The following is a 22485-nucleotide window of genomic DNA, read 5'->3' as shown; positions in this document are numbered from 1 at the left end:
CCGTCCACGCACCCCTGACTCGCGGGTCACCGAACGTTCATACGGCCGGCATGTCGGGCCCGATCCGGCTCCGTACCGCTGTCTGGACCTCGGCCTCCTCGGCCGGATCAGCGGCCAGCCGGCGCAGCTGATCCACCACGCGCGCGTCACCCGTCTCAGCGTGCCGGGCGGCGGTCTCGCGGGTGGTCTCCTCGCAGTCCCACAGGCACTCGACGGCGAAGCCGGCGGGGAAGGAGGGATCGGTGACGGCCAGGGCACGGGCGGCGCGCTGACGCAGATGCGACGACGCGGTCTCCCGGTAGATGTGCCGCAGCACGGGGGCGGCGCAGGCGATGCCGAGCCGTCCGGTGCCGTCGACGAGGGTCCACAGGGTCGGCGCGTCGGGGCCCTCGCCCCGTACCGCCTCGCGCAGGGCGGCCAGCACGAGGTCCTGGTCCTGCGCCCCGCCCCGGCAGGCGAGCATGCGGCCGGCGGCGGCGCCGAGGGTGTCGGGCCGGTGCGCCCAGCCCCGCGCGCGGTCGACCGCGGCGACGCTCCGCATCCGTTCGAAGGCGTCGACGGCGGCCTCGGCGACGGCCGTCGGACCGGCCGCGACCGCTACCTCGATCAGGTCGAGGGCGTCGGGATCATTGCTGTCGGCGAGATAGCGCAGGGCCGTGCAGCGGGCCCCCTCGGTGCCCTGGCGCGCGGCCTCGACGATCTCGGGACGGTCCTCCGGTCCGGCGACGGCGGTCAGGCAGCGGGCGGCCGGGACGTGCAGCGCGGCTCCGCGGTCGATGCCCTGCTGGGCCCACTCGAAGACGGCGCGGACACTCCACCCCGGGCGGGGTCCTGTCGGCCGCATCTGGCGCTGCCAGCGGTCGAAGGACCCGGCTTCCTGGGCGGCACGCACGCGTGCCGCGATGGATGCGCGGGGGTCGTCGGCCCACAGCCGCCAGGGCCGTGGCTCGAATGAGTCGCGTACGGCGGCGGCGAGGGCGGCCTCGCCCTCCGCGTCGGCCGGGAACCGGGCGAGCACGGGGACGGCGAGGGCGCGCAGGCCCGCGTCGTCGTCGCGCAGGGCCAGTTCGTCGAGGGCCCAGGCCCAGTTGGTGCCGGCGGCGGCGTACCTGCGCAGCAGCGCGAGCGCGTCCGGCCTGCCGTAGGAGGCGAGGTGTCCGAGGACCGCGAGGGCGAGCCCCGTGCGTGACTCGTAGTCGTCGAGAACGTCCTCGGCATCGAAGAGGTGCCGCTCGATCTCGTCGAGCTCACCGCTCAGATCGAGGTAGAGACGGGCGTAGTACAGGGAGCGGTTCTCCACCTGCCAGTCATGGCGGGGGTCCCTCAGAACACAGTGGTTCAGTGCCGCGAGCGCTTCGGCTCGCGGAGCGGTGAGCGCGTGCAGCGTGCCGTCGCCGCGGCCCCTCTGGAGCAGGCCGAGCAGGGTTCCGCTGGGCGCTATGACCGGATCGAACATGGGAAACAGCCTCACATCAAGCGTCGACGCAACCGGGATCCTGCATTACCTGGCCGCGTGACAACACGTCGGAGCGCCCGCCGTCTCTTGCTTGCTGTAGACCATCTTCCTCTGCCTCTCGTCGGTGGCCCATGCGGGCCGCGTCACGGCCCGCGCGGTGCGGCAACTTCTGCCCAGCCATCGCGTCCGTGAATCACGTCGTCATGATGACCCGGCGGTTCTTCCTGCCGCGACCGTATTTCCGGCGGCCCCGTTCCGCCTCCCTTTTTTCTTGCGTTTCGCCTGGTCAGAGCGTTCGGTTCAGTGCGCTCCGAACAGTTCGAGCAGGTCCGTCTTGGCGAACATGCGCGCCGTGTCGACGGCCGAGGGGGTGCCCGCGGCCGGATCGGCGCCGGCCGCCAGGAGGACCCTGATGACGGCTTCCTCGCCCTTGAAGACGGCTCCGGCGAGCGGGGTCTGCCCCCGGTCGTTGATGCGGTCGGCCTCGGCGCCGCGCTCCAGCAGGGCGCCGACCGCCGCCGCGTGACCGTGGTAGGCGGCGAGCATCACGAGCGAGTCGCCGCGGTCGTTGGTGAGGTTGGCCGGTACGCCCGCGTCGACATACGCCACGAGCGTCTCCGTCTCGCCGCGTCGCGCCAGATCGAAGATCTTGGTCGCCAGCTCCACGACCTCGGGGTCGGGGGCTTCACTCATCGGCCGGACCGCCTCTCACTGCAACCGTTCGGGTGAATCGACAGGGTACTGGCTCCGACGGCACATGACAGGCATCGCCCGCGGCAAAGATCACAAAGGGTGCATCGGGAGCAACAGACCAGCTCAGGCAGCCCAAGAGAGCTCCACCACGCGAGTGAAATCCGCCGAAATTCACCCTGTTGCACCTTTTATCGTATGGATACATGCTGTGATCCTGGAACAACTCATGGTGACTGTCCCCACGAACCAGGAGAGCTCAAATGATTCTGTCCATGTCAGGCGTCGTCCTTCTCGGCATCATCGTCTTCCTCTTCTTCAAGAAGGACGGACTGAAGGCGTCGCACGCCCTGGTGGCCGCACTCTTCGGCTTCTACCTCGCGAGCACGGCCATCGCGCCGAGCATCAAGGCCGGCGGGGAGAGCCTTGCGGGCCTCCTCGGCGGGATCAAGTTCTGACGACGTCCCCCACCTCGTACGCACCTTCAGGAGACAGCAGTGGCTCGGCGCCCTCTCCCCCGCATCCTCAGCAACGGCACCGCACAGATCGCCAAGAGCCGGGAGCTGGCCCGGACGGCAGCCGACAGCGCCACCGATGTCCTCCATCCACTGATCACGGTCACCCGTGGACTGCGCCGGCTGGCAGCCGCCGGACGGCGCAAGTGGGCCGCCACCCCCAAGGACCGGCGCGGGCCGCTGCTGTTCCTGGTGGCCTCGGTGATCCTGGTCGTGGCCCTGGTGCCGTACGGACCGCTGCTCGCCGTCATCAGCCTGATGGCGGCGGCAGCCTGGACCGGCCGGGACCGCACCCCACCGCCCCCGACCGGTCCCGACGAGGCACAGACGGGACGTCTCCAGTCCCTCTACGAGGCCCTCGTCCCGTATTTCTCCGCCGCCGAGGACCCCGATCCCCTCTACGCCCACGGCGGCGACTGGGAGAAGGCCTTCGACGCGTACGACTTCGACGACGACGGCCGCGTCTCCCGTCTCCTCATCCGCTACCCGGCGTACTTCACGGACGGCGAACCGGACTCCCGCGCCCGTATCGAGCAGCTTCTGCACGCCAAGTCGGGCCGCGGCCGTGAGTACCACTTCGACTGGGACGAGGAGGGCAACGAACTCACCGTCACGGTCCTGCCGCCCCTCCCCACCGACATCGCCGCCCAGCGCTTCGTCACCGCGCCCGGCGAGACGGTCCTCGGCTTCACCGATCCGGCCGACGTCCAGCGCACGCTCCCGCTCACCTACGGCGAGGAACAGCGCGACGTCCCGCCGGTCGTCTGGCGCACGGGCGCCCGTTCCACCGAACCGCACCTGCTGATCGCGGGTGAACCGGGCACCGGCACAACCACCCTCCTGCGCTCCATCGCCCTGCAGTCCCTTCAATACGGCGATGTCGTCATCGTCGACGGCGGAGGCACCGGCGAGTACGCGTGCCTGACCGGGCGCGACGGTGTGCTGGCCGTCGAGTGCTCGGCGACCGGGGCGCTCGGCAGCCTGGAGTGGGCGGCGCACGAGACGGAGCGGCGGCTGATCGCCGCGAACCGCGCCCGTCAGGCGGGGCATCCCGCCCCCGACGACATCAAGAACCCGCTGTGGATCCTGCTGGACCGGCCGAGCGCGCTCGGTCACCTGGCCGCCGCCGACGGACGGGGGGACCCGCAGGCCCTGCTCGAGGTTCCGCTGCGGCACGGCCGCGCGGCGGGCGTCACGGTGGTGGTCGCCGAGCACTTCGAGCACCTCGACTTCCTGAGCGACGCGGTACGCCAGCACACCCGCGCGCGCGTGGTGCTCGGGCCCGCCTCGGCCGCCCAGCTGGAATCGATCCTGGGAGCGCCCCCGCACACCACGCCGACCCGGGACGTCCCGCCCGGCCGCGGCTACGCCCGCCTGGGCACGGGGCCCGTCCTGCGCCTCCAGGTCCCGGCGACACCGGACCCGTACGACGACGCGACGAGCGAGACGCACCGGCGGGCGGTGCTCGACCTCCTCCCGGAGCGGACCACTCCGGGAGACGCGGCACAGGCACCCTCGGAGGTCGCCGGGGTCGCCGAAGTCGCGGTGGCGGAGGGGTAGGGGCACTTCCCCGAAGGTCTTCTCGCGTGCATGACGGACGGGCCGGAAACTCCTGGTGAGTTTCCGGCCCGTCCGTCATGCGTGCCGCTCCGTCGTCCGTGCCCCCCTGCGTCCGTGCCCCCTGCGTCCGAGCCGCTAGGCCACGAACGTCCGCGGTCCTTCGTCGCCTCCGCTCGCGCCGGTCTCCACCAGCCGGGCCGCCGCGGCCAGCCGCGTCGCCGCCTCCTCCGCGACCGCCCCGCCCACGGTGAACGGCAGCCGCACATACCCCTCGAAGGCGCCGTCCACCCCGAACCGGGGCCCCGAGGGCACGCGCACGCCCACGCGCTCGCCGACCTCGGCCAGCCGCGACCCGGACAGACCGCCCGTGCGCACCCACAGGGTGAGGCCTCCGTGCGGCACCGAGAACTCCCACCGGGGCAGCTCCCTGCGGACGGCCGCGACGAGGGCGTCGCGGTTCTCGCGGGCCTGGCCGCGCCGGATCTCGACCGCCTGCTCCCAGCCCCCCGTGCTGAGCAACCAGTTCACGGCGAGCTGCTCCAGCACGGGCGTGCCCAGGTCGGCGTACGCGCGCGCGGCGACCAGGCTGCGGATGACGTCGGGCGCGGCCCGCACCCAGCCGATCCGCATACCCGCCCAGAAGGCCTTGCTCGCCGAGCCCACGGTGATCACGGTCGAGCCCGCCGGGTCGAAGCCGCACACGGGACGCGGCATCTCCAGGCCCTCGTCCAGATGCAGTTCGCTCATCGTCTCGTCGACGACCAGGACGGTGCCCGCCGAGCGCGCCGCGTCCACCAGGCCGCGCCGCTGGTCCTCGCCGGCGAGCGCCCCGGTGGGGTTGTGGAAGTCGGCGACGACGTAGGCGAGCCGGGGGGCCGCGTCACGCAGGACCTGGCGCCAGCGGTCCATGTCCCAGCCGGCCAGCCCCTCTGCCATCGCGACGGGCACCAGCCGGGCACCGGCCTCGCGCATCAGCTGGAGGATGTTGGCGTAGGAGGGCGACTCGACGGCGATGCGCTCGCCACGGCCGGCGAAGAGATGACAGATCGCGTCGATCGCGCCCATCGCTCCGGTGGTCACCATGATCTGCTCGGGCATGGTCGGGATGCCGCGCGCCGTGTACCGCTCGGCGAGCATCGCGCGCAGCGCGGGCAGTCCGGCGGGGTAGTCGCCGTGCGTGTGCGCGTACGGCGGCAGCTCCTCCAGAGCGCCCCGCACGCTGCGGGTCAGCCACGGCTCGGGCGCGGGGAGCGCCGCGCAGCCGAGATCGATCATCGAACCGAGGGTCTCGGGAGGCAGCGGCTCCAGACCGCGCGCGGGCAGCGGATTTCCGGCGGGGACCGCGGTCCAGCTGCCGGCTCCGCGGCGGGACTCCAGGAAGCCCTCGGCCCGCAGCGCCTCGTAGGCCGCGGCGACGGTCGTGCGGCTGACGGACAGGGCCAGCGCCAGCTCCCGCTCGGCGGGCAGTCGCGCGGCGACCGGGACCCGCCCTTCGAGCACGAGCAGCCGGACACCGTCGGCGAGCGCGCGATACGCGGGCGGACGACGGGTGCCCGGCCCCGCGGGGCGCTCCTGCTGGGAGTTGAGGAGCCGGGCGAGCTGTGCGGCCCCCACCGCTGAAGTCCACTGCGCCATGATTCCAGTCCACCTTCCCCGAATTGGCCATGGATGCGACCACTTCTCAAGCCACAGAGTGTCATGCGCCAGGCCACTACCACCACTGGGGGGCATCCCGTGTCCACACCTTCCGAGTCCGCACCTGCCGAGGCTCCCGGACCAGGACGGCTTCCCCGCCGCCTCGTCCAGCTCTACGCCGGCCTCGCTCTGTACGGTGCGAGCTCGGCGCTCCTCGTGGAAGCGGGTCTCGGACTGGAGCCGTGGAACGTGCTGCACCAGGGTCTCGCCGAGCTGACCGGTCTGACGATCGGCGTGGTGTCGATCATCGTGGGAGCCGCGGTGCTGCTCCTGTGGATCCCGCTGCGCCAGCGCCCCGGCCTCGGCACCGTCTCCAACGTCTTCGTGGTCGGCATCGCCATGGACGGCACCCTCGCGCTGGTCCCGGACGCGCACGCCCTGGCCGTACGGATTCCGCTGCTGGTGGCGGGCATCGTGCTGAACGGTGTGGCGACGGGCCTGTACATCTCCGCCCGCTTCGGTCCGGGTCCCCGCGACGGTCTGATGACGGGACTGCACCGGCGAACGGGCCGCTCGGTCCGGCTGGTGCGCACGGTCCTCGAAGTGGCCGTCGTCGCGACCGGCTTCGCGCTCGGCGGTACGGTCGGCGTCGGCACGGTGCTGTACGCCGTCGCCATCGGGCCCCTCGCCCAGCTCTTCCTGCGCGTGTTCGCCGCCCGTCCGGCACCGGTCGGCAGCGCGGTTGTTGCCACCGGTCGACCGGAGCGCGCCATACTGCCCGGGTGAGCACCCGCACCCTTCACCCGTACCTCGACCATCCCGGCCCGATCCCCTTCGCGCACCGCGGCGGGTCGGCGGACGGTCTGGAGAACACACTGACCCAGTTCCGGCGGGCGGTGAACGCCGGATACCGCTACATCGAGACCGATGTGCACGCCACGGCGGACGGCAGGCTGGTCGCCTTCCACGACACGACCCTGGACCGGGTGACGGACGGCGCGGGCCGGATCGCGGACCTCCCCTGGGACGACGTGCGCCAGGCGCGCGTGGCGGGCCAGGAGCCGGTACCCCTCTTCGAGGAGCTGCTCGAGACCTTCCCCTATGTGCGCTGGAACGTCGACGTCAAGGCCGAACCCGCTCTCCTCCCGCTGCTCGATCTGATCGGCCGCACCGACGCCTGGGACCGGGTCTGCGTCGGTTCGTTCTCGGAGGCGCGCGTGGTCCGCGCCCAGCATCGGGCCGGACCGCGCCTGGCCACGTCCTTCGGCACCCGCGGAGTGCTCAACCTGCGGCTGCGCTCCTGGGGCGCACCGGCCGCGGTGCGCCGCTCCGCCGTCGCGGCCCAGGTGCCCGAGACCCAGTCGGGTGTGCCGGTGGTGGACCGTCGTTTCGTACGGGCCGCCCACGCGCGCGGGCTCCAGGTGCATGTGTGGACCGTGAACGAACCGGAACGCATGCACCGGCTCCTGGATCTGGGAGTCGATGGCATCATGACCGATCACATCGACACGCTGCGCAAGGTCCTGGAAGACCGGGGCACCTGGTTCTGAGCCTCCTCGCGCGGTCCTTCACGGAGAAGCGAGGGCACGGGTGAGCACGGACACCGTGCGGGTGGGGGCGGCCGAGGAGGCCGCCGAACGCCGGCGAGAACAACGAGGCTGGTACTTCTACGACTGGGCCTGCTCCGTCTATTCGACGAGCGTGCTCACCGTGTTCCTCGGCCCCTATCTGACAGCGGTGGCCAAGCACGCGGCGGACGCGGACGGGTTCGTCCATCCCCTGGGGGTCCCGGTCCGCGCCGGTTCCTTCTTCGCGTACGCGGTCTCCGCCTCCGTCATCCTGTCGATCTTCGTGATGCCGATCGCGGGCGCGGCCGCCGACCGCACGGGCCGCAAGAAGCCGCTGCTCGCCGCGGCGGCCTATCTGGGCGCCGGAGCCACCGCGGGCATGTTCTTCCTGGACGGCGACCGCTATCTGCTGGGCGGACTGCTGCTGATCATCGCGAACGCCTCGCTGGCCGTCTCGATGGTCCTCTACAACTCCTACCTGCCGCAGATCGCCCCGCCCGAGGAGCGCGACGCCGTCTCCTCCCGGGGCTGGGCCTTCGGATACGCGGCGGGCGCGCTGGTCCTGGTCGCGAACCTGATCCTGTTCACGGCCCATGACAGCTTCGGCGTCTCCGAGGCGACGGCCGTGCGGATCTGTCTCGCCTCGGCGGGTGTCTGGTGGGGCGCCTTCACCCTCGTACCGCTGAGGCGGCTGCGCGACCGCCGTACGGCCTCCGCCGGACAGGCGTCCGCGCACGGATGGCGGCAGCTGGCCGCCACACTGCGCGACATGCGCGGGAAACCGCTCACGCTCTCCTTCCTGCTCGCCTACCTCATCTACAACGACGGCATCCAGACGGTCATCTCGCAGGCCTCGGTCTACGGCTCCGAGGAGCTGGGCCTCAGCCAGTCGACGCTGATCGTGGCCGTACTCCTGGTCCAGGTGCTCGCGGTCGGGGGCGCACTCGGCATGGGCCGGCTGGCCCGCACGTACGGCGCGAAACGCACCATCCTCGGTTCGCTCGTCGCCTGGACGCTCACCCTCGGCGCCGGGTACTTCCTGCCCGCGGGCGCGCCCGTGTGGTTCTTCGTCCTCGCCGCCGGCATCGGACTGGTCCTGGGCGGCAGCCAGGCGCTGTCGCGCTCCCTGTTCTCGCATCTCGTACCGAGCGGCAAGGAGGCCGAGTACTTCTCGGCGTACGAGATGAGCGACCGCGGAATGAGCTGGCTCGGCCCTCTGCTGTTCGGGTTGACCTACCAGCTGACGGGAAGCTATCGGGACGCCATCATCTCGCTCGTGGTCTTCTTCGCCCTCGGATTCGTCCTGCTCGCGCGGGTCCCGATCCGGCAGGCGATCCGCGACGCGGGCAATCCCGTACCCGAGAGGATTTAGCGTCCGGGGCCAAAGAGCGGTAGTGTACGCGTTTGGCCTGCCTGGCGTACCGTTACTGCGCGTCAATGATACTGAAGCGTTGGGTGACATCTGATGCCAGATGTGACAAACCGGGCGACGGTGGGTACAACAAGGGGCGGCTACGACGGCGACGCATGACCCTTAACGGGAATCTTTACCGCCGACCGGACGTTGACCGGATGACGACGACAGCGACACCTGTCCTGTGGGCGACAAGCCCGGGAGGCACGATTCATGAGTGAGCGAGCTCTTCGCGGCACACGCCTCGTAGTGACCAGCTATGAGACGGACCGCGGCATCGACCTGGCCCCGCGCCAGGCCGTGGAGTACGCATGCGAGAAGGGGCACCGGTTTGAGATGCCCTTCTCGGTGGAGGCCGAAATTCCGCCGGAGTGGGAGTGCAAGGTCTGCGGGGCCCAGGCACTTCTCGTGGACGGCGACGGCCCTGAGGAAAAGAAGGCGAAGCCCGCGCGCACGCACTGGGACATGCTGATGGAGCGGCGCACTCGCGAGGAGCTCGAAGAGGTCCTCGAGGAGCGTCTGGCCGTTCTTCGCTCCGGCGCGATGAACATCGCGGTGCATCCGCGGGACAGCCGCAAGTCCGCGTAACCCCTCCGAGGGTTGAGCGGCATACACAACGCACGCCGAGACCGCGGGCACCGTACGTCACGTACGGGGCCCGCGGTCTCGTGCGTTCCGGTGAGTTCCGGGGCGCTGTTCACCGTACGTCGGCGGGCAGCGCCGACCGGATCCGTACGTCGGCGGGCAGCGTCGGCCGGACGGGTGCCGCGTCGGGCGACTCGGCTCGACCGACCGGGCCCCGCGGCCGGAGATCCGGCGAGCGGCCGGGCGGCACCATGCCCGGCCGCTCGTTCTCGCATGCGGGCCGGGTGTCGTGCTGTCCGCGGTTCGCCCGCGCCGGGCGCCGCCGCGCCCAGCGGCTCGTTCTCGTACGCCGGCCGGGTGCAGTGGTGCCTCGGTTCGCCCCCGGGCCACTCGCAGCCGCTCGTTCTCCGTACGCCGGCCGGGCCACCGACCTGTCCGGCCGCTCGGCGGGCTTCCCCGCCGAGCGCCGTCGTGTCTAGCCGTTCAGCGGCGGATAGTGGCCGTCGGGCTCGCGCGGGTCGTCGTTCCTGATGACCTCGCCCTGGACCACCTTGCCGTCGGGGCGGTGGATACGGGCCTGCTGGAAGGCGTCGCCGACGGTTCCGGGGGCGGCCACACGCATCCTGCGGTCGAAGGTCCGCTCCGTGTAGCGGCTGAGGCCCTTCTGGACGGGCGGAACCAGCAGGAGCAGGCCGACGGCGTCGGAGATCAGGCCCGGGATCATCAGGAGCACACCGCCGAACATCATCAGGCCGTTGCCCCGGCCGCCCTCGCTCGTGGGCGTGACACCGCTCTGCGCCTGCTGCAGCGTCTGGCTGAGGTTCCTGAAGGCGCGGCGGCCCGCCCGCTTGACGACCACGGCGCCCAGCACGAACCCGGCGACCAGCAGCAGGAACACCGTGAAGCCGCTCGTGGCACGCGCGACCATCGTCAGCAGCCAGATCTCCAGCACCAGCCACACCGCGACACCGAGCGGCAGGAAGGTACGCAGCCGCGAGCGCCGCGGGCGGGCGGGGTGGGTGGGGGTCGGAGCGCCTGTCGTCATGCTCCCAGTGTGCCTGGGCTCGCCTCAGTACGGGATAAGCGGATGATCAGCCCCGCCGGGGAACCGCCCCGCCGGGGTACCGAAGCGAAACCGGGCCCGTTCCGGACGTCAGGACGGCCCGTGGGCCGCTCCCGCGTGTCAGGACCGCTTGCGGCCCGTGATCCGCCCGACCCGCTCCCCCACACCCCACGTGGTGACGCGCCACAGCGCTTCCACGAGGATGTCGCGGCTCATCTTGGAATCGCCCAGCTCGCGCTCGACGAACGTGATGGGGACCTCGACGACGTGGTAGCCGGCCTTCACCGCGCGGCGGGCCAGGTCCACCTGGAAGCAGTAGCCCTGGGAGGCGACCTCACCGAGGCCGAGGCCCGTGAGGGTCTCGGCCCGGAAGGCACGGTAGCCGCCGGTCACGTCCCGGATCGGTACGTCGAGCAGCACACGGGAGTAGAGGCTGCCGCCGCGCGAGATGAACTCGCGGGACTTGGGCCAGTTCACCACCCGGCCGCCGGGAACCCAGCGCGAACCGAGCACGAGGTCGGCGCCCTTGAGCGCCGTCAGCAGGCGGGGAAGTTCCTCCGGCTGGTGCGAGCCGTCGGCGTCCATCTCGATGAGCACGCCGTAGCCGTGCTCCAGGCCCCAGCGGAACCCCGCGAGATAGGCGGCGCCGAGCCCTTCCTTGCCCTTGCGGTGCAGCACCTGGACGTTCTCGTCATCGGCCGCCAGCTCGTCGGCGAGCTTGCCCGTGCCGTCGGGGCTGTTGTCGTCCGCCACCAGAACGTGCGCCTCGGGCACGGCGGATCGCACCCGGCCGACGATCTTCTTGATGTTCTCCGCCTCGTTGTAGGTCGGAATGATCACCAAGGCCGTGCCGAGCGGGCCGAACTGCCTCCCCTGGGCTTCCGCCGCGAGGGTCCCGTCGCCGTCGTTCACTGCTGCCCCTTCGTATCCGTACGCAGGGGTCCACCATAGTGCGCCCAACCTGCGCTGCTGCGTCGCAGCGTCCCTACGGGGGTGTCGAATCCGCGAGAGCCGGGTAGCAATCGATGTTCCGAGGCGGAAACCGTGTGCTGCGGATCGGGGCCCGGCGCCCTTCGGGCCGACCAGGGACCCGCTGGCTGCGGGTCGACCGAAAGCCGTTGTCTACTGAACGTCCGGGCCCCACCCGGGTCGCACCTGCCGACTTGTCGGAACGTTCCCTCGCCTCGTGGCGCGAGCGCTGGGCCTGGCTGCCAGTGGCGATGCGCCGGTGCGGCACACCACCCCTGACCCAGCGGCGCTGCGAGGCCGCGCGGAAGTTCCCCGGTCGGCCGTCCGGTGGTGGACCCGGCCGAACCTACCGGCCACCTGCCGTCGGCTGTCAACACTGGCTTGATCTGCGCCTTTTCCCTCAAAGCCCTGGTCAGCCCGGAGGATGCGCAGGTCGCGCAACAGGGTGCCGGGCCATGATCGCGACCCCGGAACCCCGGGACATCACTCGTTAGGCCGTACGAATACCGTCCGTCCGCCGACCACGGTGCGCAGGCAGACGGGCAGGTCCTTCCCGGGGGTCAGATCCGGGAGTCCGGGGGTGCCGGAGCGGGGGTCGGTGGACCAGCGCGCGACCCGGTCGTCGGGGGCCTGCACGACGAGTTCGCCGGTGCGCCACACGGCGTAGTCCGCGGGCGCGCCCGGCACCAGGATGCCCGCGTCGTCCCGTCCGACGGCCCGCCAGCCGCCCCGCGTATGGGCCGTGAAGGCGGCGCGCACGGACACCCGGTGCTCGGGCGTCCGGTGGAAGGCGGCGGCACGGACGGTGCCCCAGGGATCGAGCGGGGTGACCGGGCTGTCGGACCCGAAGGCCAGCGGCACACCGGCGCGCAGCAGGGCCGCGAAGGGGTTGAGCGTGCGGGCCCGTTCGGCGCCCAGGCGCTGGGCGTACATACCGTCCTCGCCGCCCCACAGCGCGTCGAAGGCGGGCTGCACGGAGGCGGTGAGGCCGAGTTCGGCGAAGCCCGCGACCGTCTCCGGGGTGAGCATCTCGGCGTGCTCGACGCGGTGCCGGGCGGCGCGCACGCGGGCCAGGCCCACCTTCTCGGCGGCGGTGCGGACGCCTTCGACCACAGAGGTCACCGCGGCGTCCCCGATGGCGTGGAAGCCCGCCTGGAGGCCCGCCTCGGTGCAGGCCACCACATGCGCGGCGACGGCGTCGGCGTCGAGGTGGGCGACGCCCGTGTGGTCGGCGTCGAGGTAGGGCTCGTGCAGGCAGGCGGTGTGCGAGCCGAGGGAGCCGTCGACGAAGAGGTCACCGGCCGCGCCGACGGCACCGAGGGCCCGTGCCCGGTCGGCATCGCGCTCGGCCCAGTAGCCGACGACCCGCGGTCCGGGCTCCTCGGCGGCGAGCCGCAGCAGGCCGGTGAAGTCGTCCTCGGAAGAGATCTCGGGGCCAGCGCACTCGTGCAGGGAGCCGATGCCGAGCGAGGCGGCGTGGGCGAGCGCGGCGCGCTGGGCCTCGGTGCGCTGCTCGCCGCCGATCGCGCCGAGCGCCGCGGCACGCACCGCGTGGTGGGCGTCACGGGTCAGCGGACCGTCGGGCGCGTAGCCGGCGCGTGCCGTGACGCCGGGGACCAGGTCCAGGAGCGCGCTGGTGGCGACCGCGGAGTGCACGTCGATGCGGGAGAGGTAGAGCGGGCGCCCGCCGGTCGCCTCGTCGAGTTCGGCGCGGGTCGGGGGGCGTCCGCCGGGCCAGCGGGCCGCGTCCCAGCCGTGCCCGAGCAGCACCCGGTCGGCCGGACGGGCGGCCGCGAAGTCGCGTACGAGGGCGAGCGCCGCCTCCAGGGACGGCGCGTCCGACAGGTCGAGGCCGGTGAGCGCGAGCCCGGTGGCGGTGGTGTGCACATGGGCGTCGGTGAACGCCGGGGTGACCAGTGCGCCTTCGAGGTCCACCACCTCGTCGACCCCGTCCGCGAAGGCGTCGGCGGCTCCCTCCGAGCCGACCCAGGCGACTTGTCCCCGTTCCACGACCATGGCGGTGGCGAAGGGATCGGCGGGGCTGTGGACTTCTCCACCGCGCAGCAGCACGGTGTCCGACGGGGCGGTGCTCTCACTCATGGAAGACAGTCTCGCGCCTGCCGGCGCCGGGTCGCTCCCGGGGTCGGTCTCGGCACGACCGCCCGGACGGGCCGACACGGTCGCCTGCACGGATCCGCACGGCTGCCCCGGCGGGCCGACACGGTCACACGGACGGGTCGCATGGCTGTCCGCACGGGTCGGCCCGGTCACGCGGACGATTCCACGCGGCGCTCCGCGCGGGACCTCCTGATCACCCGAGCGGGCTTACGCAACCGCCTCGGGCCAGCCTGTGCGGCCACCCGGGCGGCGCCGTCCGACCGCCTCGGGCTGAGCGTGCGTGATCGGTCCCGGCGGTCACCGAGATCACCCGGGGGTCGGTCTGCGTGGCCGCCCCGAGTACGTCTGCGCGGCCACACGGGCGGGTGAGCCTCATCGATCCGGGGCGGTTCCGCGGCAGCGCCCCGGGTCGGTCGGCGTTTCCGTCCGGGCGGCCCACGTGATCGCCCACGGCCGGTCCGCACGGCCAGCCGTGCAGGCCCACGTGATCACGCCCGGAGATCGGCCCGAACGCCCGTGGGCCGGTCCGATCCGGGCCGGGCGGGTCCGTCAGATGCGGGGCGGGCGGGACTCGTACGGCGTCGACAGGACGACCGTCGTCCGCGTCGACACACCCGCGAGGGCCCGCAACCGCCCGAGGAGTTCCTCGAGTTCGTGCGGGGTCGAGACACGCACCTTGAGGATGTAGTTCTCGTCGCCCGCGACGCTGTGGCAGGCCTCGATCTCCGGGACGCCGGCGAGGCGTTCGGCGATGTCGTCGGGGGCGCTGGGGTCGAAGGGTTTCACCGAGATGAAGGCGGTCAGGGGCAGCCCGACGGACTCCGGGTCCACGACCGCGGCATAGCCGCGGATGACGCCGCGCTGCTCGAGCCGGCGCACCCGCTGGTGCACGGCGGACGTGGACAGGCCCGTGGCCTTGCCCAGGTCGGTGTAACTCATCCGCCCGTCTGCGACGAGCAGCTGCACAATCTGTCGGTCCAGCTCCTCCATGACGCAAGAACCTACAGGGCCGTTGATCCCCCCGGATACCTCAGCGGCGCAGGTCATACCCGCTTTGTGATGTGGCCTAGAGTCAGTTGTGCGCCACCCGGCGGAGAAATTCCGCCGGGCCAGGCACCTGCGGTCATCATGTGACGAACGACACATGGATGGAACCGGGTCCGTGATGTTCACGTGATTACCGCAGAGACGGGACGGGAAGTGCTTGCTGTGGTCGAGGTCGCAGTGCCTTGTCGGCCCACCCGAGGGGGAGAATCCCATGCAGAGTCTTAAGCGCCCTGGTCGTACCGCGCCCAAGCGGCAGCAGTCCGTTCTCGAGCCCGAGCCGGAGGGTGTCGAATCCGACGCCCTGGACGGCGATGAGTTCGACGCGTACGACACCTTCGAGATGTACCGGGTGATCTGCCCGGACTGCGCGCAGCCGATCGCGCTGCTGGCGGACGAGGAGGTCCTTCCGGAGCACGCGCTGTGCGCCTCTCCGTGGAACCCGTTCGGGCTCACGGTCTGCTCGGGCACGGGCCGCACGGCCACCGAGGCGCGGCCCGCGGACGAGTCGGCGGAACTCCAGGAGCAGGACACGGCCCTCCTGTTGACGCTCCCTCAGGGCCTCGACTGGCGGACGCAGCCGTTCTCCCACGTGGGCGGCCCGGGCTCGCGCCCGATGCGCGTTCCCGATATGCGGCGCCAGGCCGCCTGAGCGGTCCGCGCGCTCAGCGGGCGACGCCCGGTTCATCCCAGTAGCTGCCCTGCACCATGGCCCGCAGGCTGCCGTGGTGCAGGATCAGTGTGTCCGGGTCCGGGGGGACGGTCACCTCGCCGAAGTGCGCCTGACGGTAGGCGATGCGCAGCATGACGATCGCGTGCCGCAGGGCGGCGTACAGCGTGTAGAAGTCCATGTCGCGCGGGGTGTGGCCGGTGAGGCGGGCGTAGCGGGCCTCGACGCGGTCGCGGCGCAGGAAGCCGGGCAGCCCCGGCTGTCCGAAGCCCACGGTCAGGTCCTGGAAGAAGCGGTGCAGATAGACGGTCCAGCCGAGGTCGACCTCGCGCGGGGCCGGTGCCGCCATCTCCCAGTCGAGCACCGCGACGGGGTCGAAGCCGTCGTAGACGACGTTCCCGATGCGCGCGTCGCCCCAGTTGAGCACCGCCTCGCCCTCGTCGCGCGGCCAGAGCGCCTCGAGTCGGTCGAAGGCGCTCTCGATGAGCGGCGAACGCGACTGCCCGGCGATCACCCATGCGTAGTAGGCGCGTTGGGCCGTCACATGGCGACGCAGCGGGCTGCCGTCTCCGGCCAGGGCGAGGAAGTCGGCCTCCTTCAGGGGGACTTGGTCGTGGAGCCGGGCGAGGAGCGCGATCGAGGCCGCCTCCAGGTGCTCGCGTTCGGGGTCGCTCGCCGCGTGCAGCCAATTGCCCTCGTACGTATAGGGCATGACGTCCGGAGGCACGCGCCCGGCGACGCGTTCCATGACGAAGAACGGGGCCCCGAGCGGCCCGGGGTCCTCCTCCAGCCACAGCACCCGCGGCACCGGCAGATCGCTGTGTTCGCCGACGAGGCGCATCGTGCGGTACTGCCGCACCATGTCGTACACGGGGAACACGCTGTACGCGGCCGGGTCCGCGGCAAGTCTCAACGCGCAGGCCCGCAGCGGTGGTTCGGGATGCTCCACGGTGAAGAGCAGGGTCTCGCTGGACATGCCGTTGGACTCCGGGACGGTCACGTCGACCGCCTCGGCGCCCGGGAGGCGGGTGCTCAGCCAGGCGGTGAGCCGGCGCGCGAGCTCCTCGGGGTCACGGGTGGTCGTACGCGGGCGGGGTGCCGTGGACATCTCGACTCCTCCTCTCAGGGCGCGACCGAGTCGAACCCGGCGAAGCCGCTCGGATCGTGGCGGCCGAACGAGCCGTGCTCGAAGATCCCGTACCCGACCTGCCCGTCGAGGGTGAAGCGGGCGGCGTGGTCGGTCACCCCGTAACCGGCGAGGGGATGGGCGGCCGGATCGGAGAGGTCGTAGACGCGGCGGTCGGTCCAGGCACGGCCGCGCCAGGTGCCGTGCTGCCAGTCGTCGGCAGGCGGATATCCCGCACCGACCGCGAGTGGGGACGAGGCCAGCACCTCCACCCCCAGCTCGAGCGGCTTGCGGTCCGGGGGGCGGGTGAGGTGGAGAACGGCCGAGGTGGGCTGCCGGGTGCCGGAGCGGTAGGTGATGTCGGCCTGGGGCCAGCCGAGTTGGAGGTCACGTTCGCCGTCGCGCACGAGGGTCGCGTCGTTGAGCGAGCGGTACCCGTCGGCGTCCTCCTGGACGACGACCATCAGGAAGCGGTCCTCGAAGCGCACCGGGCACCAGATCCAGTGGAAACCCTCGGTCGGGTTCTCGGCGGCGAGCCGGCCGCCCTCCTCCCCCGGAATCGGGCGCACCCCCCAGCTGCGGTCCCGGGTGCCGGTCCACTCCCCCGGGCCGACGGGTATCTCCTCGCCGCCGACGCGTATGACGCCCTCGACACCGCCCGCCTGCACGAAGCGGCGCCCCTCCAGGGTGAGCCTGTCACCGCGGCGCTGAACGTGGTGCGGCTCCCAGAGGGCGGGGAAGCCGGCGGTCCAGGTGATGTCGTACGACAGCGTGTCGTCGTCCGAGCGGAGCCGCAGCCGGCGCAGCGGCTCCTCGACGGTGATCCGCAGGGGTCCCACGGCCAGGTTCATCCGGTCGTCGCCGAGCGCGTCGGACGCCCGGACCGCGTGCAGTGCGTCGCCGAGGCGCAGCGTGGCGTACGCGTCGATCACGCCGAGGTTCGGATAGACGCCGAGGCCGAGGATCAGCAGGGCCCGGCCCCGGTGGTCGAGGACGTGGAAGATGCAGCGGTCGTACGCGTTCCGGTCACCGCTCGCGACGTGCTTCATGGACAGCGGGACCTGATGGACGGGGTATTCGTCGAGGGGGACGGGGCGGTCGTCGGTCACGTCAGGCCTCCCAGGGAGCGCGGCAGTCGACGTCGCCCGGAGGGTACGGCCCCCGGCGGCAGAGTTGACGGTACGTCAGATGCGGGTGCTCGACCAGACAGCGCGCTCCGCCGGTGGACCCCCAGAGGGTCTGCCCGCGAACGCACGCCCGATTCCGTGGGCGGGTGACCTGTCCGCCCGCCCAGGCGTTGCCCCGGTATGAGCCCCACACCCTCCGCGACCGGGCGCCGACGCCGGATCCTCGTCCCGGCCCCGGGAGAATCGGTTCACCGGGCACCCCTCCCGCTGCCGCCCCCGCCGGTCCAGGATCCGCCCATCTACCGTGCCCTGATGCGCGCCTGGGCCGATCGCGGCCGCACGCTGCCGGGCCGCCACGACCCCGAGTGGGCGCGCCTGGCGGCACCGTCGGTGATGTACGGGTACGGGCAGTTCGGCGCGAGCGCGGAGCCGCGGGCCGAGCCGCGCTTCGTCCCGGTCCGGGACCTGCGCGGCGAGGGGCAGTTCAACGCGTCCCGCGACCCTCGGAACGAGTTCGGCGTGATCCAGGACCCGCGCGCGGAGTTCGGCGCGCCCCGGGACCCGCGAGGCGACCTCAGCGCGGACCGGGACCCACGAGGTGACGCGCGATGACCATGCGCTGGATCTGATTGGTGCCCTCCACGATCTGGAGGGCCTTCGCCTCGCGCATGTAGCGCTCCGCGGGGAAGTCGGCCGTGTAGCCGTATCCGCCGAGCACCTGGACGCCGTCCGTGGTGACCTTCATCGCGGCGTCCGTGCACAGCAGCTTCGCCATGGCGGCCTGCTTGGAGAAGGGCCGGCCGGCGTCACGCAGCCGTGCCGCGGCCAGGCAGAGCGCGCGGCCGGCCTCGACCTGGGTGGCCATGTCCGCGAGCATGAAGCGCAGCCCCTGGAAGTCCGAGATCCTCCGCCCGAACTGGCGCCGGCCGGTGGCGTACGCGACGGCCTCCTCCAGCGCGGCCCGGGCCACGCCGACCGCGCAGGCCGCGATACCGAGCCGCCCGGAGTCGAGCGCCGACAGGGCGATCGCGAAGCCCTGGCCCTCGTCGCCGAGGCGCCGGCTGTCGGCGACCCGCACGCCGTCGAAGTGCACCTGCGCGGTCGGTGAGCCCTTCATGCCCATCTTCCTCTCGGGCGGTGCGGCGCTGAGCCCCTCGGCGTCGCCGGGCACCAGGAAGGCCGTGATGCCGCTCGGGCCCTCGCCGCCGGTGCGCGCGAACACGGTGTAGAAGTCGGCCACCCCGCCGTGCGTGGTCCACGCCTTGGTGCCCGTGATCACCCAGTCGTCCCCCCGGCGCTCCGCCTTCGTCCGCAGGGAGGCGGCGTCCGAGCCCGAGGACGGCTCGGAGAGGCAGTACGCCCCCAGGAGGCCGCCACCGAGCATCGCGGGCAGCTGCCCGGCCCGCTGCTCCCGGGTGCCGTAGTTCGCGAGGGCGTGGCAGGCCAGGGTGTGGACGCTGACACCGAGGCCGACGGTGAGGCGGGCCGCGGCGAGCTCCTCGAGGACCTGGAGGTAGACCTCGTACGGCTGGGACCCGCCGCCGTGGTCGGAGTCGTACGGCAGTCCGAGCAGTCCGGATTCCGAGAGCAGCCGGAAGACCTCGCGCGGGAAGCGCCCGGCGTCCTCCTCCTCGGCCGCCTTCGGAGCGATCTCGCGCCGCGCGATGTCACGGACGAGCGAGATCAGCTCCCGGGCCTCGTCCGTGGGCTGCTGACGGTCCACCGGCGCCGGCACGCGGTCGGGCATGGTGACGCTCCTCCCTGGTCGGGCACAAAGGCGAACGCGCACCCGGGCGGGGCGACGCCGCCGGGTCTCACCCGGCCCGGCCGATGCTCCCGGTCCGGATCGCGGAACCCGCCGATCAGCGGCTGTGGCGCGGTGAGTATGCCCGAACGGAGGCACGCCCTCACCGGATGACGGCCGTCCGCCGACCATGTGGCGGATTGGTCCGAACCATTGACGCAATGGTCTAGTCCTCCTACTGTTCCCTCAACGCCTCACCGCGTTCATGCCAATTGGCGATCGGCAGGCCGCCGCGCGGCCGCCGGAAGGTCACAGCACCATCCCCCACACTCCCCTCCCCCACGAGGAGAAACGATGCTCAGACCACACCGATCCCGCGTCCTCCCTCAGCTCCTCGAATCCGTTCGCCCCAAGGGCACTTCACTCCGGGGACTGGTGTCCGCCGCGTGTTGCGCCGTCCTCGGAGCGGGACTGCTGGCCGGCGCCGGCACGGCGACCGCCGACGAGACCGGCACAGCGGCAACCACGCGTACCGTCGGCGCGGAGAGCGCCGCCGCGGCCGGTTCCAAGGTCGTCGGATACTTCACCGAGTGGGGCGTCTACGACCGGAACTACCACGTCAAGAACGTCGAGACGTCCGGCTCCGCCGCCAAGCTGACCCACATCAACTACGCCTTCGGCAACGTCACCGGCGGCAAGTGCGCGATGGGCGACGCCTACGCGGCCACCGACAAGGCGTACACCGCCGATCAGTCCGTGGACGGCACCGCCGACACCTGGGACCAGCCCCTGCGCGGCAACTTCAACCAGCTGCGCAAGCTGAAGAAGAAGCACCCGAACCTCAAGGTCCTCTGGTCCTTCGGTGGTTGGACCTGGTCCGGCGGCTTCGCCGAGGCCGCCAGGAACCCGGCCGCGTTCGCCCAGTCCTGCTACGACCTGGTCGAGAACTCCAAGTGGGCGGACGTCTTCGACGGCATCGACATCGACTGGGAGTACCCCAACTCCTGCGGCCTGTCCTGCGACACCAGCGGCAGGGCGGCGTTCAAGAACCTGATGTCGGCGCTGCGGGCGAAGTTCGGCAGCGGCAACCTGGTCACCGCGGCGATCACTGCCGACGCCACCGCTGGCGGCAAGATCGAGGCGGCGGACTACGCGGGCGCCGCACAGTACGTCGACTGGTACAACCCGATGACGTACGACTTCTTCGGCGCCTGGGACGCGGCGGGCCCGACCGCCCCGCACTCGCCGCTCAACTCCTACACCGGTATTCCGAAGGCGGGTTACTACACCTCGGCGACCATCGCGAAGCTCAAGGGGCTGGGCATTCCCGCCTCGAAGCTGCTGCTCGGCATCGGCTTCTACGGGCGCGGCTGGACCGGCGTGACCCAGGCGGCGCCGGGCGGCACGGCGACCGGCCCGGCGGCGGGCACGTACGAGCAGGGCATCGACGACTACAAGGTGCTCAAGACGAAGTGCCCCGCGACCGGCACGGTCGCCGGCACCGCGTACGCCAAGTGCGGCAGCAACTGGTGGAGCTACGACACCCCGTCGACCATCGCGGGCAAGATGAGCTACAAGAACGCGCAGGGCCTGGGCGGCACCTTCTTCTGGGAGCTGAGCGGCGACACCTCGAACGGCGAGCTGATCAAGTCGATCAACTAGCCTTCGGCGAAAGCGACTCGGGGCGGGCACCGGCCACGGTGTCCGCCCCTTCGTCAGTCGTCCGGGCAGGGCGCGGTCCACGAAGGGCACACCTTCCCCGGCCCCCTGCCGCGGGGCCGCCGTTCGGTCAGCCGTCCCTGCGGGCTCCGGGTGGGGCCACGTACGAGGGGTCGAGTTCCTCGACGGCGCGCATCGTGCCGCCCAGCATCTTCACCAGCAGCTCGCGCATCGTCTCGCGCGGCAGCGTCTGGTGGCCGATCCAGTCGAGGGTGGCTCCCTCCACACTGTGCAGCCAGCCCAGCAGGGCGATCCGCGGCAACGGCCCGACCCGGCCCCTGCCGTACGCCCCTTCGGCGATCGTCTCGACGATGACCTCGCGCACGCCCTCCCGTATCGCCTGCACCTCGGTGTCGAAGCCCACGCCACCGGTGATGATCGTCCGATAGGCGGCCTGATTGTGCTCGGCATAGCGGAGATAGCCGTCGATCGTGCGGTGGACCCGCTCCACCGGAGGCAGCTCCAGACCGTCGGCGGCCCGCGAGACCAGGTCCGCGACCGAGTCCTCGACGATGGCGAGGTAGTAGCCGCGCTTGGACTTGAAGTAGTAGTAGATCAGCCCCTTGGCGACATGCGCCTGACGTGCGATGTCATCCATCGACAACGCGTCGTAGGACGTGTCGGCGAACAACTTCCGTCCGATGGCGATGAGTTCGGCGCGGCGCGCCAAGGAGCGGTCGGTGCCCCGCGCCCGGGGACGGTCGACGCCACTCTGTTGACTATTATTCAATTTCGGCCCTGGTCTCCAACTGCCGACGGAACATGCGCAGTATGGCAGAACCCTGCCGACCGCTCATTCGGGTGCGATCGGCAACCGGTCACCGCGGGGCGGGAGGCGGCGGCCCGGCCGCAGGGCGGCGGGCCCGGCCGCTGCGGGCGGACCGCCGTGGGCCTCGCCGCCGGCTCTCCGGGGCGTGACGGCTCAGAGCAGACCGAGCTGCGTCACGAGCATCGCCACGACCACCACGAGGATCCAGCCCACGACGTGCTCGACGATCTTCGGGCCGTCGTCCTTGGGACCGCCCGTGCGCGCGCGGAGACGAGGGGCGGTGGCGGAGCTCGCGGTCATGGCATCTCGCTGACGTAGTGGTGCGGTGGAACCCCCCGCCTCCCGTCGGCTCCCCACCGACCCGACCACCTTGCCACCGGAGCCGCTCCCACCGGTAGAGACCTGGGTCACGTCCACGCTTCGACCACCTTCGAATCCCGCCGGAATCAAGAACGGCGCGCTCCGCGTGTGCGTCGCATCACACGATCCCGGTCAGCCAACCGAAGGGTCCCCGATGAGCACGTTTGCCTCGCCCTGGCGGCGGCGATCACCGTGGCGGCCGCCTTCACGGGTCCGGTCTCGCAGGCTCGCCGACCGCACCGAGCGGGCCGACGGCCGTGTGCGGTGGACGTGCGACTCGGAGCGGCCGGTCGCCATCCAGCTCACCCAGCCGGCGATCGGCCGGTTCACCCTGGTCGACAGCACCGGACCGC

The 22485-nt window shown here is 71.9% G+C and carries 21 protein-coding genes; 9 read left to right on the top strand and 12 right to left on the bottom strand.

Annotated features, from left to right (window positions below; all coding sequences use genetic code 11):
- Window positions 1–37: 37 nt before the first annotated feature.
- Both OOK38_RS26850 and OOK38_RS26845 read right to left on the bottom strand, forming a co-directional pair.
- Window positions 38–1456 (bottom strand): HEAT repeat domain-containing protein, encoded by a 1419-nt coding sequence (locus tag OOK38_RS26850; protein WP_266756363.1) that lies wholly within the window; start codon window positions 1454–1456, stop codon window positions 38–40.
- A gap of 300 nt (window positions 1457–1756) precedes the next feature.
- Window positions 1757–2149, bottom strand: a complete 393-nt coding sequence (locus OOK38_RS26845; protein ID WP_266756365.1) for an ankyrin repeat domain-containing protein — start codon at window positions 2147–2149, stop codon at window positions 1757–1759.
- Between the two features lie 260 nt (window positions 2150–2409).
- On the opposite strand from OOK38_RS26845, the gene OOK38_RS26840 reads away from it, so the two are divergent.
- Both OOK38_RS26840 and OOK38_RS26835 read left to right on the top strand, forming a co-directional pair.
- A complete protein-coding gene (locus OOK38_RS26840) occupies window positions 2410–2604 on the top strand; it encodes a hypothetical protein (protein ID WP_037621052.1) in 195 nt (64 codons plus the stop codon).
- Window positions 2605–2643: 39 nt separating this feature from the next.
- The gene (locus OOK38_RS26835; RefSeq protein WP_266756367.1) at window positions 2644–4221 is read left to right on the top strand and encodes an ATP-binding protein; all 1578 of its coding nucleotides are present in this window, start codon (window positions 2644–2646) and stop codon (window positions 4219–4221) included.
- A gap of 135 nt (window positions 4222–4356) precedes the next feature.
- Here OOK38_RS26835 and OOK38_RS26830 read toward each other — a convergent pair whose 3' ends face one another.
- Complete coding sequence (locus OOK38_RS26830) at window positions 4357–5856, bottom strand: PLP-dependent aminotransferase family protein (RefSeq protein ID WP_266756369.1); 1500 nt, start codon at window positions 5854–5856, stop codon at window positions 4357–4359.
- 63 nt (window positions 5857–5919) lie between these two features.
- Here OOK38_RS26830 and OOK38_RS26825 point away from each other — a divergent pair, with 63 nt between their 5' ends.
- The 4 genes from OOK38_RS26825 to OOK38_RS26810 all read left to right on the top strand — a co-directional run bounded on the left by OOK38_RS26825 (window position 5920) and on the right by OOK38_RS26810 (window position 9426).
- Window positions 5920–6642 carry a YitT family protein gene (locus tag OOK38_RS26825; protein ID WP_266756371.1) on the top strand — a complete coding sequence of 241 codons (723 nt, stop codon included), beginning with the start codon at window positions 5920–5922 and terminating at the stop codon, window positions 6640–6642.
- Window positions 6639–7406, top strand: a complete 768-nt coding sequence (locus OOK38_RS26820) for a glycerophosphodiester phosphodiesterase (protein WP_266756373.1) — start codon at window positions 6639–6641, stop codon at window positions 7404–7406. The genes OOK38_RS26825 and OOK38_RS26820 overlap by 4 nt, the downstream gene beginning before the upstream one ends.
- A 40-nt stretch (window positions 7407–7446) precedes the next feature.
- Window positions 7447–8796, top strand: a complete 1350-nt coding sequence (locus tag OOK38_RS26815; protein ID WP_266756374.1) for an MFS transporter — start codon at window positions 7447–7449, stop codon at window positions 8794–8796.
- 255 nt (window positions 8797–9051) lie between these two features.
- A complete protein-coding gene (locus tag OOK38_RS26810) occupies window positions 9052–9426 on the top strand; it encodes an RNA polymerase-binding protein RbpA (RefSeq protein ID WP_003977404.1) in 375 nt (124 codons plus the stop codon).
- A 472-nt stretch (window positions 9427–9898) separates the two neighbouring features.
- Here OOK38_RS26810 and fxsA read toward each other — a convergent pair whose 3' ends face one another.
- From fxsA to OOK38_RS26790, 4 genes are all read right to left on the bottom strand, one after another.
- Window positions 9899–10468, bottom strand: a complete 570-nt coding sequence (gene fxsA, locus OOK38_RS26805) for an FxsA family membrane protein (protein WP_266756376.1) — start codon at window positions 10466–10468, stop codon at window positions 9899–9901.
- Window positions 10469–10606: 138 nt separating this feature from the next.
- The gene (locus OOK38_RS26800; protein ID WP_266756378.1) at window positions 10607–11398 is read right to left on the bottom strand and encodes a polyprenol monophosphomannose synthase; all 792 of its coding nucleotides are present in this window, start codon (window positions 11396–11398) and stop codon (window positions 10607–10609) included.
- A gap of 540 nt (window positions 11399–11938) precedes the next feature.
- On the bottom strand, window positions 11939–13555 hold the full coding sequence (locus OOK38_RS26795; protein ID WP_266756379.1) for an amidohydrolase: 1617 nt from the start codon (window positions 13553–13555) through the stop codon (window positions 11939–11941).
- Between the two features lie 567 nt (window positions 13556–14122).
- Window positions 14123–14563 carry an Lrp/AsnC family transcriptional regulator gene (locus tag OOK38_RS26790; protein ID WP_266756381.1) on the bottom strand — a complete coding sequence of 147 codons (441 nt, stop codon included), beginning with the start codon at window positions 14561–14563 and terminating at the stop codon, window positions 14123–14125.
- Between the two features lie 268 nt (window positions 14564–14831).
- Between OOK38_RS26790 and OOK38_RS26785 the strand changes: the two genes are divergently transcribed.
- The gene (locus tag OOK38_RS26785) at window positions 14832–15269 is read left to right on the top strand and encodes a hypothetical protein (protein WP_266756383.1); all 438 of its coding nucleotides are present in this window, start codon (window positions 14832–14834) and stop codon (window positions 15267–15269) included.
- A gap of 13 nt (window positions 15270–15282) precedes the next feature.
- On the opposite strand, the gene OOK38_RS26780 is transcribed toward OOK38_RS26785, so the two are convergent.
- Both OOK38_RS26780 and OOK38_RS26775 read right to left on the bottom strand, forming a co-directional pair.
- The gene (locus OOK38_RS26780; RefSeq protein ID WP_266756385.1) at window positions 15283–16395 is read right to left on the bottom strand and encodes a phosphotransferase family protein; all 1113 of its coding nucleotides are present in this window, start codon (window positions 16393–16395) and stop codon (window positions 15283–15285) included.
- A gap of 14 nt (window positions 16396–16409) precedes the next feature.
- Window positions 16410–17522 (bottom strand): hypothetical protein, encoded by a 1113-nt coding sequence (locus OOK38_RS26775; protein WP_266756387.1) that lies wholly within the window; start codon window positions 17520–17522, stop codon window positions 16410–16412.
- Window positions 17523–17852: 330 nt separating this feature from the next.
- Here OOK38_RS26775 and OOK38_RS34565 point away from each other — a divergent pair, with 330 nt between their 5' ends.
- Window positions 17853–18152 carry a hypothetical protein gene (locus OOK38_RS34565; RefSeq protein WP_323178829.1) on the top strand — a complete coding sequence of 100 codons (300 nt, stop codon included), beginning with the start codon at window positions 17853–17855 and terminating at the stop codon, window positions 18150–18152.
- Here the strand turns inward: OOK38_RS34565 and OOK38_RS26765 are convergent.
- Window positions 18115–19287, bottom strand: coding sequence for an acyl-CoA dehydrogenase family protein (locus OOK38_RS26765; RefSeq protein ID WP_266756389.1), 1173 nt, complete (start codon window positions 19285–19287; stop codon window positions 18115–18117). The two genes, OOK38_RS34565 and OOK38_RS26765, sit on opposite strands and share 38 nt — an antisense overlap.
- Before the next feature lie 351 nt (window positions 19288–19638).
- Here OOK38_RS26765 and OOK38_RS26760 point away from each other — a divergent pair, with 351 nt between their 5' ends.
- Complete coding sequence (locus tag OOK38_RS26760; RefSeq protein ID WP_266756391.1) at window positions 19639–20946, top strand: glycoside hydrolase family 18 protein; 1308 nt, start codon at window positions 19639–19641, stop codon at window positions 20944–20946.
- A 127-nt stretch (window positions 20947–21073) separates the two neighbouring features.
- Here the strand turns inward: OOK38_RS26760 and OOK38_RS26755 are convergent, their stop codons facing one another.
- Together OOK38_RS26755 and OOK38_RS26750 are read right to left on the bottom strand one after the other, a co-directional pair.
- On the bottom strand, window positions 21074–21733 hold the full coding sequence (locus OOK38_RS26755) for a TetR/AcrR family transcriptional regulator (RefSeq protein ID WP_266756393.1): 660 nt from the start codon (window positions 21731–21733) through the stop codon (window positions 21074–21076).
- Between the two features lie 192 nt (window positions 21734–21925).
- A complete protein-coding gene (locus tag OOK38_RS26750; protein ID WP_266756395.1) occupies window positions 21926–22072 on the bottom strand; it encodes an SCO1431 family membrane protein in 147 nt (48 codons plus the stop codon).
- Window positions 22073–22485: the final 413 nt, after the last annotated feature.

Source organism: Streptomyces sp. NBC_00568, from assembly GCF_026341855.1.
Lineage (GTDB): Bacteria > Actinomycetota > Actinomycetes > Streptomycetales > Streptomycetaceae > Streptomyces.
Note: the sequence above shows the minus strand (reverse complement) of the source record. Positions and strands in the feature narration are given on the sequence as shown.